Origin of the sequence: Pseudomonas asiatica (assembly GCF_040214835.1) — a bacterium.
Lineage (GTDB): Bacteria > Pseudomonadota > Gammaproteobacteria > Pseudomonadales > Pseudomonadaceae > Aquipseudomonas > Aquipseudomonas putida_Z.
The window spans coordinates 4,649,908-4,667,217 of sequence record NZ_CP157874.1 but is presented as its reverse complement, the minus strand read 5'-3'; the positions used below and the strand labels follow the sequence as shown (position 1 = coordinate 4,667,217).

Sequence of the window (17,310 nt, the reverse complement as noted above, 5' to 3'; positions counted from 1 at the left end):
GGATTGATGCGCCATAGTTGAAATTGCTGGGGCTGCTTTGCAGCCCTATCGCGACACAAGGCCGCTCCCACAGGGGCTAAGCGATTCCTGTGGCTGGCTTGCCGGCGATAGGGCCAGTGCAGGCAATAAACAATCATTCGTCGTCCGCAGTCCCGTCGGCACGCCAGTAGGCCACAGCCTTGAGCGCATCCTCAGGCAAACCTTTCTCCAGCAACAGTGCCTTGGCCTGCCGGGTCAGGGCTTTTTCCAGTGCCACCCAGCCATACAACCGGCCTTGTGGCAAGGTCAGGTTCTTCACCAGCGCCAGCACGTCTTCCTGTTGGCGACGTACCCAGATCACTTCCACCTGTGCCTTGCTCGGCAGTGGCTGGCGTTCCTGCTCGTCTTCGATCTGGATAACCGCCAGTACCTGGCGGCCCGCTGGCAATTCCTCCAGGCGGCGGCCAATGGCCGGAATGGCGGTTTCGTCGCCGATCAGCAGGTAGCTGTCGAAGATGTCCGGCACCACCATCGAAGCCCGCGGCCCGGCAATGTCCAGGGTTTGCCCGGGTGCCGCCTGGGCTGCCCAGGTAGAGGCAGGGCCATCGCCGTGCAGCACGAAGTCGATGTCCAGCTCATTGGTCACCAGGTCGATGCGCCGTGGCGTGTATTCGCGCATGGTAGGCCGCGCGCCACCTTCTCGGCCCAGGTTACGAGCCTCGATGGCCTGCTGTTGCTCCGGCGTCTCGGCGAACAGCAGCTTGATATGGTCGTCGCTGCCCACGCTGGTGAAGCCTTGCAGCTCGGCACCCCCGAGGGTGATGCGGCGCATGCGCGGGGTCAGTTCGGTGACCCGCAGCACCTGCAGGCGGCGTTGGCGGATTTCGTGGTTGACGCGGTGAATGGTGTCACTCATGGGGTGTCTCCCTGACAGGTTCGGCCGGCCCGGAGGCGATGGCCTTGGCGGTGTGGTTGAGCAGGTCGCGGACCCGCTCGATTTCTTCCGGTGTCCAGCGGCCACTGTGCATGTGCAGTGCGTGGCGCAGGTTGCCGACCGCTTCATGAATCTCTGGTGGGCGGTCGTGGCCGCGCAGGGCGCGCTTGCTGACTTCGATGCGCATGCGCACGCCGTCCAGTGCGACGGCCTGTTCGGCCAGGGCGGTGCGGCCGGCTTCGGTGATGGCATAGAGGCGTTTGCTGCCCTGCACCTGGCCGCTGATCAGCTCGGCCTCCTCGAGGAAGTTGAGGGTGGGATAGATCACCCCGGGGCTTGGGCTGTAGCTGCCGTCGAACAGGTTCTCGATCTGGCGGATCAGGTCGTAGCCGTGGCCTGGCTGCTCGGCGAGCAGGGCCAGCATCAGCAGCTTGAGGTCGCCGGGGGCGAAGACGCGCGGGCCGCGTTCGCCACGACCTGGGCGCCGCTCGAAGGGGTCATGGGGGGTATGTTCGCGCATGGGGGCAGGGCTCCGTCGTTTGCGATATATCGTAAGATATTACTCAAGATATATCTAAAGACAAGCCCTCAATTGCAGATGATTATCATCTAGTTGTTCGATGGATCCCCTTGCGGCGCGGCTGTGTGCATGGCCACTTGCGGCGCTTTGCACTCATTCGGATTGCCCGGTTGCAGGTATGGCATGAGAATCGGAGCCATGCCCTTGAGTACCTGCACCGGCAGCGCCGAGGTGAACTTGAAGGCCTCTGCCGAGCGCCCCGGCACGAACGCGGTCAAGGTGCCGAAGTGGTTGTCGCCCAGGAAGAACACGAAGGTGGCGGTACGGTTCAGCGAGCGCGAGCCGATCAGCCGGCCGCCAGCACCAAAGCTTTCGATGCGGTTGTCACCGGTACCGGTCTTGCCGCCCATCACCAATGGCGTGCCGTCCTGCAGCTTGAAACTGCCGGAAATACGCCGCGCGGTGCCTGCATCTACCACCTGCGACATGGCGCCTTTGAGGGCGCGCGCCACTTCGACCGGCAGAATCCGCACACCCCGGTCCGGGTCAGTGACCAGCTTGGTCTCGTAAGGCGTGTTGGCAGCGAAGTGCAGGGTGTCGATCCGCAAGGTCGGCAGGCGCACGCCGTCGTTCTGGATGATGCCGACCAGTTCGGAGAGGGCGGCGGGGCGGTCGCCCGAGCTGCCGATGGCGGTGGCCAGCGAGGGCACCAGGTGGTCGAATGGATAGCCCACGCGCTTCCAGCGCTGGTGAATGTCGAGGAACGCTTCGATCTCGACCATCGTGCGAATGCGGCTGTCACGGGCGCCCTGATGGCGGCTCTTGAACAGCCAGCCGTATACCTCCTGGCGCTCGAAGCGGCTGGCATTGACCATTTCGGTCAAGGTAGAGCCGGGGTTCTTCAGCAGGTAACCCAGCAGCCACAAGTCCAGCGGGTGGACCTTGGCGATATAGCCCTGGTCGGGCAGGTCGTACTTGCCCGGGCCATAGGCGTCGTACATCTCCGACAGGCGGCCATCGGTCAGTTTGCCCAGGACGATCTTGTCACCCTTGAGGTGGGCGCGGACGAAGGCGTTGAAGGTTTCCTGGCCAGCCTCGGGGAACAGGTAACGGTGCACGGCCGCCAACCGTTGCGGGGTTACGCGCATGCTGTCGAGGAAGGTGTCCAGGCGCTGCTGCGAGGTCTTGCGCTGGTATTTCTTCCAGAAGCGCATCAGGTAGTTGGTGCCTTCCTTGTCGGCGAAACGGGCCAGGTATTCCTGGCGGCGCGGGTCGGAGTCGTCCTTGAGCAGCGGCACGCGGTTGTATGGCTGCTGGTAGGTCACGTAGCGCACCAGGTCGCGCATCAGGCGGATGAACGGCAGGTTGATCGACTCGCGCAATGCATCCTTGAGGGTCGGGTTGCGGCTGTTGTCTTCCTTGCGGAAGTTGTTGAACACATGCATGCCGCCGCCGGTGAAGAAGGCTTCGCCGGTGTTGGCCGAATACTTGCGTTCCAGCGCCGCATCGAGCATCGCGTCCAGGCTCTGGTTCTTGCTGTTCTGCGCCAGCCATTCCAGCGACCACTGGCTGATACGGTCGAGTTCGGCGACTTCGACTTTCTTCAACTCGGCGGCTGGCTTGCCGGCGTACTTGTCGTGCAGTTCGGCGATGATCTCCAGGTAGGTGGTGAGCACCCGCAACTTGGCGGTGGAACCCAGCTCCAGCTTGCTGCCTTCGTTGATGTCGAACGGCTGGTCGGTGCTGTCGGTCTGCACCCGCACCCGCGAGCCGTCGGCAGTGCGCTCGAACAAGGTGAAGCTGTAGCTCACCTGGTCGGTGGTCTTGGCGGTAAGCAGGCGTTCGCCGATCAGGCCGATCTGCGCTGCGAATTCAGGGTCGGCAAGGTTTTTCAGGTACTGGCTGACCTGCAGCTGCAGGTCGGACTGCAGGGTACTGGTGGCCGACACGTCGAGCCGGTCGAGGTCGTACAGCGGGCGGTTGAGCATGGCCGCCAGGCGGTTGCGTGCCAGGCTGATGCCCTTGTTGGTGACGATCGGCACGATGGTCGGTTGCGCCACCCAGTCGCGGTATACCGCCTTGCTGGCCAGTGCCGCGTCGGCCAGTGGCTGCTCGATGACCTTGTTGGCGGCCAGCACGCGGATGTGCGCGTCGGTCAGTTCGGCCAGTTCGAGCCGCCCCTTGGACAGGTAGTGCGACGGCCGGCGCTGGGCAATCATCAGTGACAGCACCTGGCGCAGGGCCAGGCCGCGTGCGGCCATGCTCTCAGGGTCGCTGGCGGTGGAACTCAGGGCCTGGTTGACCTGGTCGAAGTCGGCGCCGTACCAGACCCGCAGGCCTTCGGCCATGCCATGCACTTCGCCATGCCCAGGCACTGCCGACAGCGGCACGCTGTTGAGGTAGTCCCGCACGATGCGCTGGCGCGCCTCGGTGGTGTCAGGGCCGCCCTGGTAGGCGCGCACGCTGGCGGAAATCATCTGGCGGATCTTCTCGGCGCCGGAAACGGTCAGGCCGTCCGGTGAATGGCGGTACTTTTCCAGCTGCGTGGCCAGGGTGCTGCCGCCAGCGGACTGGCCGGGCAGGGCCAGGTACTTGGCCACCTGGCTGTAGGCGGCCTTGGCGAAGCGCGGCCAGTCCACGGCCGGGTTGTTGCGCGGGTCCTTGGTGTCGAGCAGGTCGCGGTTCTCGATGAACAGCAGGCTGTTGACGATCACCGGCGGGATCGCCGCAAAGTCCGGGTACAGATGTTGCGGGTAGTTGTACTGGTACAGCATGTCGCCGCGGCAATCGGTGATCGACAGGCCAGCCTGGATTTTCTCGATATAGGGGGCGAACAGCCCATGATCGACGTAGTTCATCAACGCCGGCGAGAACTTCACCTGCTCGCTGATCAGGTAGTCGCGCTTGAGCAGGCGCGGCAGGAATTCGCCCAGCGCGCTGTAGCCCAGGCGTTTGTCGAACGGCCCTTCGCCGGGGTAGACGATGGCATCGCTGGGACCTGGTTGCAGCGAATAGGTGAGGGTGCTGGCCAGCTTGCTGAATTCCCGCGACTGCAGGTTGGAGGTGCGGAATTCGTCATACGCAGCAAAGCCGATGGCCACCAGCGCCACCAGCAGGATGAGGATGATCAGCCGCCACCATAGCCGACGCTGACGGGGGGACTTGGGTTGTGGCGTCTCGGCCGGAGGTATCTCGGGTGCTTCCGTTCTGCTTGGTTCCGATTGCCACAGTGCGCCCATAGTCTTCTATCCGGCCAGGTATTTTCGTCTTGCTTGTCTGAAGCTTAGACGTTGAGCGGGTCAGGTGAAAAATTTGTAAGAGACGGAGAAAAGTGGTGTAGGGCTATGCGGCTTTGGTGTGGGTTTTTTCGTCAGGCGATATTGCTATGGTGGCCGGGCGATTTTGGGGCTGCTTTGCAGCCCTTTCGCGACACAAGGCCGCTCCTACAGGAGACCGAGCACGCTTGTAGAAGCGGCCTTGTGTCGCGAAAGGGGCGCGAAGCGGCCCCAGAGATCTTGCTGAATTTTCCTGTTTATACAGCGAAAAACCCTGCAACGGTCTTCCTATACTGCTCGCCCCCTTCGCCTTGCCGGGCGCTCTATTCCGGCACACGGGCCGGCCCACAAGGCCAGCTCGGCAAGCCAACGCCACGCCTATCGGCCTGGCCGGTGCTGCACGAAGGTCAAATCCAATAACAAAATGAGGTTGTATTGCTATGCCAGTCGGCAACCACCCTGCCCACGGCCAGGCCACCGAAGGCGGCCCGCTCAAGCGTGAACTGGGCGAACGGCACATCCGCCTGATGGCGCTGGGCGCCTGTATCGGTGTCGGTCTTTTCCTCGGTTCGGCCAAGGCCATCGAAATGGCCGGCCCCGCCATCATGCTGTCCTACATCATCGGCGGCCTGGCCATTCTGGTGATCATGCGCGCCCTTGGCGAAATGGCCGTGCACAACCCTGTCGCCGGCTCGTTCAGCCGTTATGCCCAGGACTACCTCGGCCCGCTGGCGGGCTTCCTTACCGGCTGGAACTACTGGTTCCTGTGGCTGGTGACCTGCGTTGCCGAAATCACCGCGGTGGCCATCTACATGGGCATCTGGTTCCCCGACGTACCACGCTGGATCTGGGCCCTGGCGGCGCTGGGCAGCATGGGGGCGGTCAACCTGGTGGCCGTCAAGGCGTTTGGTGAGTTCGAGTTCTGGTTCGCCCTGATCAAGATTGTCACCATCATCGCCATGGTCCTTGGCGGCATCGGCATCATTGCCTTCGGCTTCGGCAATGACGGCGTGGCAGTGGGTATCTCCAACCTGTGGAGCAACGGCGGCTTCATGCCCAATGGCGTGACCGGCGTGCTGATGTCGCTGCAGATGGTGATGTTCGCCTACCTGGGCGTGGAAATGATCGGCCTGACCGCCGGTGAAGCACGCAACCCGCAAAAGACCATCCCACAGGCCATCGGCTCGGTGTTCTGGCGCATCCTGTTGTTCTATGTCGGTGCGCTGTTCGTGATCCTGTCGATCTACCCGTGGAACGAAATCGGCAGCCAGGGCAGCCCGTTCGTCATGACCTTCGAGCGCCTGGGCATCAAGACCGCCGCTGGCATCATCAACTTCGTGGTCATCACTGCAGCGCTGTCGTCGTGCAACGGCGGCATCTTCAGCACCGGGCGCATGCTCTACAGCCTGGCGCAGAACGGCCAGGCCCCGGCGGCCTTCGCCCGTACGTCGAAGAACGGCGTGCCGCGCAACGCGCTGCTGCTGTCGATCGGCGCGCTGCTGCTGGGCGTGTTGGCCAACTACCTGGTGCCGGAGAAGGTCTTCGTCTGGGTGACTTCGATCGCCACCTTCGGCGCGATCTGGACCTGGGTGATGATCCTGCTGGCGCAGCTGAAGTTCCGTGCCGGCCTCACCACTGCCGAGCGCAAGGCACTGAAATACCGTATGTGGTTGTGGCCGCTGAGTTCGTACCTGGCACTGGCCTTCCTGGTGCTGGTGGTCGGCCTGATGGCGTACTTCGAGGACACCCGCGTGGCGCTGTACATCGGCCCGGCGTTCCTGGTGCTGCTGACGGTGCTGTACTACGCGTTCCGCCTGGCGCCGAAAGACGCGCAGGGTGTGGCCAGTACTGCTTCCTGATCTGAAATGGCTGGGGCCGCTTTGCGGCCCTTTCGCGACACAAGGCCGCTCCTACAAGAGATCGCGTACTCCTGTAGGAGCGGCCTTGTGTCGCGATGGGCTGCGTAGCAGCCCCAGGGTTCTATCAGGCTGCCACTTCGCTGTTCGGTTCGAAGCTGTCCGCCCGCGCCAGCTGCCACATGCGCGAATAGAACTGCCCGTTCACCTCGCCAGTCAGCAGCTCACCCGGCTTCAGGAACACATGCATCTGCGAGAACAGCTTGATCTCGGTGGCCGAGATGCGCCGTACCAGGTGCTTGGCCTCCAGCTGCGCCGGGTGCTCCAGGCCCGCTGCCGCAAGCATTTCGGCCAGGGCACGCAAGGTATTGTGATGGAAGTTCAACACCCGTTGGGCTTTGTCCGGCACCACCAGCGCCCGTTGGCGCAGAGGGTCTTGCGTGGCCACACCGGTCGGGCACTTGTTGGTGTGGCAGCTCTGCGACTGGATGCAGCCGATGGCGAACATGAAGCCGCGCGCCGAGTTGGCCCAGTCGGCGCCAATGGCCAGCACGCTGGCAATGTCGAACGCGCTGACGATCTTGCCGCTGGCGCCCAGCTTGATCTTGTCGCGCAGGTTCAGGCCGACCAGGGTGTTGTGCACGAACAGCAGCCCTTCGCGCAGCGGTACGCCAATGTGGTCGGTGAACTCCACCGGCGCCGCGCCGGTGCCGCCTTCCTTGCCGTCGACGACGATGAAGTCGGGCAGGATGCCGGTTTCCAGCATGGCCTTGGCGATGCCCATGAACTCCCACGGGTGGCCCAGGCAGAACTTGAAACCTACCGGTTTGCCGCCAGACAGCTCACGCAGCTGGGCGATGAACTGCATCATCTCGATGGGGGTGGAGAAGGCGCTGTGGCGCGACGGCGATATGCAGTCTTCGCCCATCAGCACGCCACGGGTTTCGGCAATTTCCCGGGTCACCTTGTGCTTGGGCAGGATGCCGCCATGGCCGGGCTTGGCGCCCTGGCTCATCTTGATCTCGATCATCCGCACCTGCGGGCTGCGCGCCTGGGTGGCGAAGCGTTCGGGGTCGAAGCGCCCGTCCGGCGTGCGGCAGCCGAAATAGCCGCTGCCCAGTTCCCAGACCAGGTCGCCACCGTGCTCGCGGTGATAGGGGCTGATGCTGCCTTCGCCGGTGTCATGGTGGAAATTGCCCAGCTTGGCGCCTTGGTTGAGGGCGCGGATGGCGTTGGCGCTGAGCGAGCCAAAGCTCATCGCCGATATGTTGAAGATCGACGCCGAGTATGGCTGGCTGCACTGCGGCCCGCCGACGATGACCCGGAAGCTTGCCGGGTCGGCCAATGGCGCCGGGCGCATGGAGTGGCCGATGAATTCGAAGCCGGACTCGTATACGTCGATCAGGGTGCCGAAGGGTTTGTCCGAGGCTTCGTTCTTCGCCCGTGCATACACCAGCGAGCGCTGGGCGCGGGAGAACGGCAGGGCGTCGCTGTCTGCCTCCAGCAGGTACTGGCGGATTTCCGGGCGAATGGCCTCGACCAGATAGCGGATGTTGCCCAGGATCGGGTAGTTGCGGCGTACTGCGTGGCGTTGCTGCAACAGGTCGAACAGGCCGATCAGGCTGAGGATGGCGGTGCTCAGGGTGAACGGCCACAACCATTCGTGGTGGGTGAAGGGCAGGCTCGCCAGGGTGAACAGCACACAGGCGGCGAAGAAGGCATAGCGGCTGAGAAGTGACAGGCTCATACAGGATCCTTGCGATGGCGCGGTCAGGCTCAGGGCCTGGGGCAAACCCCGACCATAGCCAAGTTGCACGGCTGTGCAAATTAAAATCGGGGTAGCGAAAATCATTCTCGCCAAGCCTTGTGCTGGCTGTACTGGCCCTATCGCAAAAAAGCATTCAGATAGTGTCGCGCAGCAGCTTCTGCCGCCAGCTTTCCTGCTCTTGTGCCGGCGCTTCGACCAGGTACGAATAGTGCCCGGCCACCCGCACCGCCACCGGCACCCCGTCGCGATACAACAGGCGGTTGCCGCTCACCGCCGGCACTTTCGCCCCCGGCAGCAACGACCCGACCAGGTTCAGCGGGTCACTGGCGCTTACCACCACCAGTGCCCCGTCCAATTCACGCTTGCGCACCTGCCGCAGCAGCCCCACCGCCTCCGGCAGGGCGAACTGTTCGCCGGCCAGCCCGGCAATGAAACGCCCGCCACGAATCTCGCCACGCGCTTCCAGCCTGTGATAGCAGCGCAGCAGTTCGCGCCAGGGCGGCAGCACATCGCTTTCGCGCTCCAGCAGGCGCCAGCACACCACGCCATAGCGCCGAAGCAGGGCCCGGGCGATGTGCTCCAGGCGCTGGCTGTCGTCTACAGCACCCCTGCGCAGCAAGGCCCAGCGCCCGGCATGGGACATGCTGCTGGACAGCGGCGGGTGGCCGCGTCGGCTGTTGCGCGATGTGCGTTTCGCCGCCGGGGTGATCAGGCTGCGCAGGCCGGTGAAGCTGTCGGCCCCCACCAGGCCTGCGCCTACCAGCTCTTGCAAGGCCGTTTCCAGTTCGCTGGGCAGCAGGTGGGCATCGTTTGTCAGCTCGTCGAAGAACAGCGCGCCATGTGCGTTCAGCACCTCGTGGACGCGTTGCGCCCGTGCGCCGAGGCTATCCAGGGTTGGCACGGGGGCAAGGCTGCGCCACAACCCAAGATGCTCGCGCGGCAACAGCACCAGCGGTGTGCTCGACAAGGTGTTGCTCGACACGGTCGTCGCCAGCCGGCTCCAGGCGAACTGCCCGCTACGGCAGGCATCGTCGAGCCAGTGCGGGCTGTAGTCCTTGATACGTGCCGGCAGCAGTTCGGCCTCCCAGGCTCCGGCTGCACTCGGGAACCCTTGCAACTGGCCAAGTACCTCGGCCACGGCTTGCGGGCCGCGCAGGCGCGTGTCGTCAGCCAGGTGCTGCCAGTCGAACAGAAAGCGCATGAAGTCCTGCAGGCTGACCGGCTCGATCTCCCGGCGCAGGCGTTTGACCGTGTAGCGGTGGATGCGCGCCAGCAAATGGCGCTCGCACCACTGCAGTTCGCTTGCGCCGGGGCTGAAATGCCCACGCAGCACATAGCCTTCGGCCTCCAGGCGGGCCAGGGCCTGTTCGATGGCCGGCAGCGGTTTGCCAAGTGCTGCCGCAATCTGCGCACGGGTCAGCGGGCCATGGCCGCTCAGGCGGGCTCGCAGCAGTTCGACCAGCGCAATGTCTGGCTCGATGGCCTGATCGAAGCCTGGCAGTGCCTGCAACGCAGGTTCCAGCCGGGAGCCGGGATACAGCACTTGCAGCAGGTTCAAACGCTCACGCGCCAGCCACAGCTTTTCATCCACCAGGCGCAAGGCCCGGCCGGCCTTGGCCAACTGCCTGAGCAGCAGCTCCCAGCTGGCATTGCCCTGTACTTCGTCCTGGCTGATGGCACCCAGGCCCATCAACGCTTCATGCATTTCGTCGGCATTGCCCGGTTGCGGCCAGGCCTCGGCTGCGACGGCGGCTATGGCATCGGCGTCCAGCGCGCCCAAATCGTCGCCGCTCTGCACTTCGCTCCAGCGCCGGTTGAGCACCGCCTGAGTGCGCCGTTCTTCCAGTGGCGCGTCATCCAGGAAGGCATAGGGCCGTGCATTGAGGATGGCCGCCGCCAGCGGCGAAGGGGCGGGCAGGTCGCGGCACAGCAGGCGTACCGTGCCGCTTTCCATACGCCGCAACAGCGCCAGCCAGCCTTCGCTGTCCATCGCCTCGTGCAGGCAGTCGTCGAGGGTTTGCTCGACCAGCGGATGATCGGGAATCTGCCGCTCGCCGACGATGTTCTCCAGGCAGGCGATCTGATCGGGGAATACGGCGGCAATCAGGTCTTCACTCTTCATCCGCTGGATCTGTGGCGCCACCTTGCGACCGCCGACAAAGCGCGGCAGGGCCATGGTCACGCTGGCGTTCCAGCGCCAGCGCACGCCAAACAGCGGCGCATCGAGCAGCGCCTGGACAAGGATCGGCTCGGCGCTGCGGCTGTTCAGGTAACGCCACACGTCGTCCAGTTCGAAACTGTGGCTGGAGGACAGCGACAGCACGATGGCGTCCTCGCTGGCCGCCGCCTGCAACTCGAAGTTGAAGGTGCGGCAGAAGCGCTTGCGCAGGGCCAGCCCCCAGGCGCGGTTGATGCGGCTGCCGTAGGGCGAATGGATGATCAGCTGGGTACCGCCGGACTCATCGAAGAAGCGCTCCATCACCAGCGTGTCCTGCGAGGGCAGGGCGCCGAGCACTTCGCGGGTGCGGGCCAGGTAGTCGAGCAACTGGCCAGCGGCGGCTTCGCCCAGTTCGAAAGTGGCCTGCAACCATGCCAGCACCTCGGCCTGGTTGTTGTCCGCCAGCTGTTGGTCGATCTGCGCCTGCAGCCGGGCCACCGCGGCAGACAGCTCGTCGCTACGCCCTGGCGCCTCGCCCAGCCAGAATGGAATGGTCGGTGGCAGGCCATGGGCATCCTCCACCCGCACCCGGCCCGGTTCGACGCGCAGGATGCGATAGGAAGCATTGCCCAGCTGGAAGATATCGCCGGCGATGCTTTCCACCGCAAAGTCTTCGTTGACGCTGCCGATGTTGAGCGCCTGCGGTTCGAGCAGCACGGCGTAGTCGGCGTTGTCGGGGATGGTGCCGCCGCTGGTCAGGGCGGTCAGCTGGCTGCCGCGGCGGCCACGCAGGGTGCCGCTCACCGCATCGCGGTGCAGGTAGGCACTGCGCACGCCCTGGCGGCCGTTGTAGCCCTCGGCGAGCATGCGCAGCAGGGCCTGGTAATGTTGCTGGTCGAGCTCGGCGTAGGGTGTGGCCTGGCGCAGGCAGTCGAACAGGGCCTGTTCGTGCCAGGGCTGGTTGCTGGCTTCGGCGACGATCTGCTGGGCCAGCACATCCAGCGGCGCCCGGGGAATGTGCAGTTCATCCAGCTCGCCCCTGCGTATGCAGTCGAGCAGGGCCACGCATTCGATCAGGTCATCGCGCGAGGTCGGGAACAAGCGCCCCTTGGGCACGCCATCGACCTGGTGTCCGGCGCGGCCGACCCGCTGCAGCAAGGCCGCGATCGAACCTGGCGAAGCGATCTGGCAGACCAGGTCGATGTCGCCGATATCGATGCCCAGCTCCAGCGATGCAGTGGCCACCAGCACCTGCAGTTGGCCGTTCTTCAGGCGTTGTTCGGCATCCAGGCGTAGCTCCTTGGCCAGGCTGCCGTGGTGCGCGGCAACCGCCTCCTTGCCCAGGCGGTCGCTGAGGTGGCGGGTGATGCGCTCGGCCAGGCGTCGGGTGTTGACGAACACCAGGGTGGTGCGATGTTCGCGCGCCAGGGTGGCCAGGCGGTCATAGACCAGGCCCCAGACATCGGTGGCCATCACTGCACCCAGCGGCACTGGCGGCACCTCGATGGCCAGGTCGCGCTGCCGAGCATGGCCGACATCGACGATTGCGCAGGGGCGGCCGTTGCCGACCAGAAATTGCGCCACCCGCTCGACCGGGCGTTGCGTGGCCGACAGGCCGATGCGCCGCAACGGCCGGTTGCACAGGGCCTGCAGCCGCTCCAGGGTCAGTGCCAGGTGGGCGCCGCGCTTGTTGCCTGCCAGCGCATGGATTTCGTCGACGATCACCGTGTACACGCTGGCCAGGCCTTCACGGCCAGAAGCCGAGCCCATCAGCACGTAGAGCGATTCGGGGGTGGTCACCAGGATGTGCGGCGCCAGCTTGCGCATGGCGGCACGCTCCTTCTGCGGGGTGTCGCCGCTGCGCACGGCCGTGGTGATGCGCGGGGCGTTCAGGCCCTGGTCCGCGATGGCCTGGCTGATGCCTTCGAGCGGGGCTTGCAGGTTCAGGCGGATATCGTTGGACAGCGCCTTGAGCGGCGAAACGTAGACCACCTGGGTTTGCGCTGGTAGCTCGCCCTGATGCTCCAGGCCTTGGCGGAACAGTTCGTCGAGCACGGCCAGGAATGCACTGAGGGTCTTGCCCGAACCGGTCGGCGCGGCCAGCAGCATCGACTGGCCTGCATGGATCAACGGCCAGGCCTGGGCCTGGGCATCGGTCACCGTGGCGAAGTGGCGACGGAACCAGGTGCGCACGGCGGGGTGGAACAGCTCGAGCACCGGGTGGTGTTTGGCGGGCAGGTTCATGTGTTGGTTATGGAGGGTGTGGGGCGGGTTGGCAAGGGGCCGTTCGTCTGCCAGATCTGCTATGACCTGTGCCGGCCTCTTCGCGGGTAAACCCGCTCCCACAGGTACTGCGCCGCTCTCTGGCCTTGTGGTGCACTTGTGGGAGCGGGTTCACCCGCGAAGAGGCCGGCACAGGAAACACTGGCCTTGTCAGGCCAGGAACCCCATGGGATCCTCCCCGGCCATTGTTTCAGGTGAGCCCAGCCCATGCCCAACACCATCCGCATCGCCGCCGCCCTGCTGATCGACCCCCAGGGACGCACCCTGCTGGTACGCAAACGCGGCACCCAGGCCTTCATGCAGCCCGGTGGCAAGATCGATGCTGGCGAAACCCCGGTGCAGGCGCTGGTGCGCGAGCTGCATGAGGAACTGGGCCTGCACATCGACCCGGCCCAGGCCGTGCACCTGGGCCAGTTCAGCGCCCCGGCCGCCAACGAGCCGGGGTTCGAGGTACAAGCCGAACTGTTCCGTGTCGACAGCGCCGCAGCCGTGCTGCCGGCCGCGGAGATCGAGGAGGTGGTGTGGCTGGCCGCTGACCAGGCCCCCGCCATGCAGCTGGCACCTCTGACCCGCGACCTGATCCTGCCGCTATACCGCCAGGCCGTCAGCGCACCGCGCTGACGCCATCGAGGGTAGCGAACGAGGTGTCCTTCGCCGTCAGCAGGAAGTCGCGCATGTATGGCGCATCGAGCATGTCGGTGCGCACGGCGGCATAAAGCGTGGCGAACAGCCCTTTTTCACCCAGGCGCTTGCCCTTCACATACCCGCGCGAACTGTACTCGTGCAGCGCCCAGTGCGGCATGCCGCACACGCCACGGCCGCTGGCCACCAGTTGCATCATCATCACCGTCAGCTCCGAGGTGCGCACGGCAGCGGGCTCGATGTCGGCCGGCTCCAGGAAGCGGGTGAAGATGTCCAGGCGGTCGCGCTCCACCGGGTAGGTGATCAGGGTCTGGTCAAGCAGGTCCTGCGGCACGATGTAGGGCTTGCTGGCCAAGGGATGCTGGTTGGCCACCGCCAGCATCGCCTCGTAGGTGAACAGCGGTACGTAGGTGATGCCCGCCAGGTCCAGCGGGTCGGAGGTCACCACCAGGTCGAGGTCACCGCGGGCCAGGGCCGGCAGTGGGGCGAAGGCAAAGCCGGAGGCCAGGTCCAGCTCCACCTCCGGCCAGGCGTCACGGAACTGGTCGATGGTCGGCATCAGCCACTGGAAGCAGCTGTGGCATTCGATGGCCATGTGCAGGCGCCCGGCGGTGCCACCGGCCAGGCGCGCGATGTCACGTTCGGCGCCGCGCAGCAGCGGCAGGGTGGCATCGGCCAGTTGCAGCAGGCGCAACCCGGCGCTGGTGAAGCGGATCGGCTTGGTCTTGCGCACGAACAGCGGCAGGCCCAGGCGCTCCTCCAGCTCCTTGAACTGGTGCGACAGCGCCGACTGGGTCAGGTGCAGGCGCTCGGCGGCCTCCACCAGGCTGTCGGCCTCGCGCAGGGCATGAAGGGTTTTCAGGTGACGGATCTCCAGCACATCTGACTCCGGTGTGTGGACTTGAGGAAACAGGGAATGAGTTGAGTTTCCCTCATGTTGCCGCGCCTGTCGACTGGGCGTACCGCCGCACCGCCTGGCGGGAGTCATCAAACTGTCACTGAACTGTGGCAGCGCGCCCGAACAGAATTCATCAGACTCGCGCTCTACTGGGGATCTGCATTCTGGTGTTTCTTTCATGCGGGCTTTTTGGCTTTTTCTTTTCTTTGTATTCGGCGTACCTGCGAGTTTCGCTGAACAGCGTTGTGACGCCCACGTGCCGGTGCAGCGTGCCGAACTGGGCGCGGTCAGCCTGGTGTATCAGAGCGTCGGTGCCCCACGCGACCCGGCCTTGCTGCTGGTGATGGGCCTTGGCGGGCAGCTGATCCACTGGCCGGACGACGTGGTCGAAGCGTTGTGCCGCCAGGGCTTTCGGGTGATTCGCTATGACAACCGCGATGTCGGCCTGTCACGCTGGAGCCAGCTGCCACCGTCGGCCAACCTGACGGTCGAACTGCTGCGCTACAAGCTGGGCCTGCCGGTGGCTGCGCCCTATACGCTGACCGACATGGCGGACGATGGCCTGCGCCTGATGGATGCGTTGGGCGTGCGCCAGTTTCATGTGCTGGGGGTGAGCATGGGCGGCATGATTGCCCAGCACCTGGCCGCCATGGCGCCCGAGCGCGTGCGCAGCCTGACGCTGGTCATGTCCAGTTCAGGGGCGGCGGGGTTGCCGGCGCCGGATCCGGCGCTGGTGCAGTTGCTGGCCCGGCGCAGCGCTCCGAACCGCGAAGTGGCCATCGAACAGCAGGCCGACCTGCTGGCGGCGCTGGGTAGCCCCGAGGTGCGTGACGACCGTGCGGCCTTGCTGCAGCAGGCGGCGGTGGCCTATGACCGGGCGTTCAACCCCGAGGGGGCCAAGCGCCAGATCATGGCGATACTGGCCGAGCCGAGCAGGGTCGAGTTGCTGAACCAGTTGCGGGTGCCGACCCTGGTGGTGCATGGCACGGCCGACCCGTTGCTGCCGGTGATGCATGGCGTGCATCTGGCGGCGCATATCCAGGGCAGCCAGCTGCGCTTGATACCGGGGTTGGCGCACCGCTTCCAGGAGCCGTTCAAGGCGCCGTTGCTGGGGGCGGTGTTGCCTTACCTGCAGGCACATCGGCAGGATGTCACGCATATCGCAGGGCTCTGAATCGAGGTCTGGCGCGGTCCATTGTGGGAGCGGCCTTGCGTCGCGAAAGGGGCGCGTAGCGGCCCCAGGATTCAAGCCCCCCTGCAAAAATGCCGGGGCCGCTTTGCGGCCCTTTCGCGACGCAAGGCCGCTCCCACAGGGTTGCGTGCGCCTTCAGGCTAGTGCATCCGCACCCACAAGGTCACCAGCACGGTCGCCGCCATCAGCCAGGCTACCGTGGCCAATGCCAGCGATGCCTCCAGGCGCATGCGGTCGACCAGTACATACAAGGTCGCCAGGTACACGAAGTACGGAATGATCGACCACATGCCGAACAGGATGGTGGTCTTCAGGTCGGCAATGCTGCGCCCCTTGCCGACGATGTAGTGGGCAATCAGGGCGAAGGTGGGGAACAGCGGCACCAGCCCGGCGATGTAGTAATTGCGCGTCTTCGACAGCACCGCCAGCAGCACCACCACGCCAGCGCCCAGGGCAGCTTTGAATACCAGGTCCACGTTGTCTTTCCAGGTTGGGGTTGAGGTCAGCCGAGGCCGTATTTCTTCACTTTATCGAAAAGCGTGGTCTTGGCCATGCCCAGCTCCTGGCTGGCCTGGCTCAGGTTGCCGCCAGTGCGTTGCAGGGCATCGCCGAGCAGGTTGCGCTCGAACGCTTCCACCGCCTCGGCAAAGCCCAAGCCTTGGCTGGCACCACCGCTGGGGCCTTTCTTGAACGCTGGCAGGCCGAGGGCATAGCGTTCGGCGACGTTGCGCAGTTCACGCACGTTGCCTGGCCAGTCGTGGGCCATCAGGCGCGACAAGGTCTGGCTGTCCAGCGCAGGCGTTTCGCGGTCGAAGCGCAGGGCCGACTGCTGCAGAAAGTGTTCGAACAGCTGCAGGATGTCTTCGCGGCGCTCGCGCAGCGGCGGCAGCTCCAGGGTCACCACGTTCAGCCGGTAATACAGGTCGCTGCGGAACTGGCCGCTCTGGCCCATGGCATCCAGGTCGGACTTGGTGGCCGCGATCACCCGGCAGTCCACTGGAATGCTCTGGTTCGAGCCCAGCCGCTCCAGGGTGCGCTCCTGCAGCACGCGCAACAGCTTGATCTGCAGGTTGATCGGCATGCTCTCCACCTCGTCGAGGAACAGCGTGCCGCCGTTGGCATGTTCGATCTTGCCGATGCGGCGTTTGCCGGCACCGGTGAAGGCGTTGGCCTCGTGGCCGAAAATCTCGCTTTCGAACAGGTTTTCCGGCAGGCCGCCACAGTTCAGTGCCACGAACGGCTGGCCCTGGCGGCGGCTGAAGTCGTGCAGGCAGCGGGCGACCAGTTCCTTGCCGGTACCGGTTTCGCCTTCGATCAGCACGTTGGCCGAGGTATCGGCGACGTTGGCGATCAGTTCGCGCAGGTGCTCCATGGCCGGCGAGCGGCCAATGATGCGCCCCTCCAGGCTGCTTTGCTCGGCCAGCTGGCGGCGCAGGGCCACCACTTCGCGCGACAGCCCGCGCTGCTCAAGGGCGCGGCGCACCACGTCGACCAGGCGCTCCGGGGAGAAGGGTTTTTCCATGAAGTCGTAGGCGCCATTGCGCATGGCGCCGACCGCCATGTCGATATCGCCGTGGCCGGTGATCAGCACCACCGGCAGGCTGCGGTCGCGGGCCTTGAGGCGGTTGAGCAGCTCCAGGCCATCGATGCCCGGCAGGCGGATATCGCTGACGACGATGCCGGCAAAGTCGTCGCCGATGCGTTCCAGCGCCTGTTCGGCGCTGCCTACGCCTTCGCAGGCGATGTCTTCCAGGGCCAACGCCTGTTGGCAGCCGAGCAGCACATGCGGGTCGTCTTCGACGATC

The 17,310-nt window shown here is 65.2% G+C and carries 11 protein-coding genes; 3 read left to right on the top strand and 8 right to left on the bottom strand.

What is annotated here, in order from left to right; translation table 11 throughout:
- Positions 1-133: 133 nt before the first annotated feature.
- From ABNP31_RS20785 to ABNP31_RS20775, 3 genes are all read right to left on the bottom strand, one after another.
- Positions 134-895, bottom strand: coding sequence for a siderophore-interacting protein (locus tag ABNP31_RS20785; protein WP_238066864.1), 762 nt, complete (start codon positions 893-895; stop codon positions 134-136).
- On the bottom strand, positions 888-1,433 hold the full coding sequence (locus ABNP31_RS20780) for a PadR family transcriptional regulator (protein ID WP_046614772.1): 546 nt from the start codon (positions 1,431-1,433) through the stop codon (positions 888-890). The genes ABNP31_RS20785 and ABNP31_RS20780 overlap by 8 nt, the downstream gene beginning before the upstream one ends.
- A gap of 89 nt (positions 1,434-1,522) precedes the next feature.
- A complete protein-coding gene (locus ABNP31_RS20775) occupies positions 1,523-4,672 on the bottom strand; it encodes a transglycosylase domain-containing protein (protein WP_238066863.1) in 3,150 nt (1,049 codons plus the stop codon).
- A gap of 476 nt (positions 4,673-5,148) precedes the next feature.
- On the opposite strand from ABNP31_RS20775, the gene ABNP31_RS20770 reads away from it, so the two are divergent.
- Positions 5,149-6,567, top strand: a complete 1,419-nt coding sequence (locus ABNP31_RS20770) for an amino acid permease (RefSeq protein WP_075046161.1) — start codon at positions 5,149-5,151, stop codon at positions 6,565-6,567.
- A gap of 124 nt (positions 6,568-6,691) precedes the next feature.
- On the opposite strand, the gene ABNP31_RS20765 is transcribed toward ABNP31_RS20770, so the two are convergent.
- Together ABNP31_RS20765 and ABNP31_RS20760 are read right to left on the bottom strand one after the other, a co-directional pair.
- Positions 6,692-8,311, bottom strand: a complete 1,620-nt coding sequence (locus tag ABNP31_RS20765; RefSeq protein WP_085665438.1) for an FMN-binding glutamate synthase family protein — start codon at positions 8,309-8,311, stop codon at positions 6,692-6,694.
- Positions 8,312-8,465: 154 nt separating this feature from the next.
- Entirely contained in the window at positions 8,466-12,734 is a 4,269-nt protein-coding gene (locus ABNP31_RS20760) for a DEAD/DEAH box helicase (RefSeq protein ID WP_350012717.1), read from the bottom strand.
- A gap of 246 nt (positions 12,735-12,980) precedes the next feature.
- Here ABNP31_RS20760 and ABNP31_RS20755 point away from each other — a divergent pair, with 246 nt between their 5' ends.
- Positions 12,981-13,394: an NUDIX hydrolase gene (locus tag ABNP31_RS20755; protein WP_003258026.1), complete on the top strand. Its 414-nt coding sequence runs from the start codon at positions 12,981-12,983 to the stop codon at positions 13,392-13,394.
- Here ABNP31_RS20755 and metR read toward each other — a convergent pair.
- Entirely contained in the window at positions 13,378-14,295 is a 918-nt protein-coding gene (gene metR, locus ABNP31_RS20750) for a transcriptional regulator MetR (RefSeq protein ID WP_003258025.1), read from the bottom strand. The genes ABNP31_RS20755 and metR overlap by 17 nt on opposite strands.
- 196 nt (positions 14,296-14,491) lie before the next feature.
- Between metR and ABNP31_RS20745 the strand changes: the two genes are divergently transcribed.
- Positions 14,492-15,487, top strand: coding sequence for an alpha/beta fold hydrolase (locus ABNP31_RS20745; protein WP_025340404.1), 996 nt, complete (start codon positions 14,492-14,494; stop codon positions 15,485-15,487).
- A gap of 158 nt (positions 15,488-15,645) precedes the next feature.
- Here ABNP31_RS20745 and ABNP31_RS20740 read toward each other — a convergent pair whose 3' ends face one another.
- The gene (locus ABNP31_RS20740; protein WP_013973973.1) at positions 15,646-15,981 is read right to left on the bottom strand and encodes a GlpM family protein; all 336 of its coding nucleotides are present in this window, start codon (positions 15,979-15,981) and stop codon (positions 15,646-15,648) included.
- A 26-nt stretch (positions 15,982-16,007) separates the two neighbouring features.
- On the bottom strand, positions 16,008-17,285 hold the full coding sequence (locus tag ABNP31_RS20735) for a sigma-54-dependent transcriptional regulator (protein WP_230385126.1): 1,278 nt from the start codon (positions 17,283-17,285) through the stop codon (positions 16,008-16,010).
- Between the last annotated feature and the right edge of the window lie 25 nt (positions 17,286-17,310).

Bases quoted from the DNA above. Each gene is read 5' to 3' on its own strand.
- ABNP31_RS20770 (WP_075046161.1), top strand. From the start codon at position 5,149: ATGCCAGTCGGCAACCACCCTGCCCACGGCCAGGCCACCGAAGGCGGC.
- ABNP31_RS20745 (WP_025340404.1), top strand. From the start codon at position 14,492: ATGCGGGCTTTTTGGCTTTTTCTTTTCTTTGTATTCGGCGTACCTGCG.
- ABNP31_RS20785 (WP_238066864.1), bottom strand. From the start codon at position 895: ATGAGTGACACCATTCACCGCGTCAACCACGAAATCCGCCAACGCCGC.
- ABNP31_RS20775 (WP_238066863.1), bottom strand. From the start codon at position 4,672: ATGGGCGCACTGTGGCAATCGGAACCAAGCAGAACGGAAGCACCCGAG.
- ABNP31_RS20755 (WP_003258026.1), top strand. From the start codon at position 12,981: ATGCCCAACACCATCCGCATCGCCGCCGCCCTGCTGATCGACCCCCAG.
- ABNP31_RS20760 (WP_350012717.1), bottom strand. From the start codon at position 12,734: ATGAACCTGCCCGCCAAACACCACCCGGTGCTCGAGCTGTTCCACCCC.
- ABNP31_RS20780 (WP_046614772.1), bottom strand. From the start codon at position 1,433: ATGCGCGAACATACCCCCCATGACCCCTTCGAGCGGCGCCCAGGTCGT.
- ABNP31_RS20765 (WP_085665438.1), bottom strand. From the start codon at position 8,311: ATGAGCCTGTCACTTCTCAGCCGCTATGCCTTCTTCGCCGCCTGTGTG.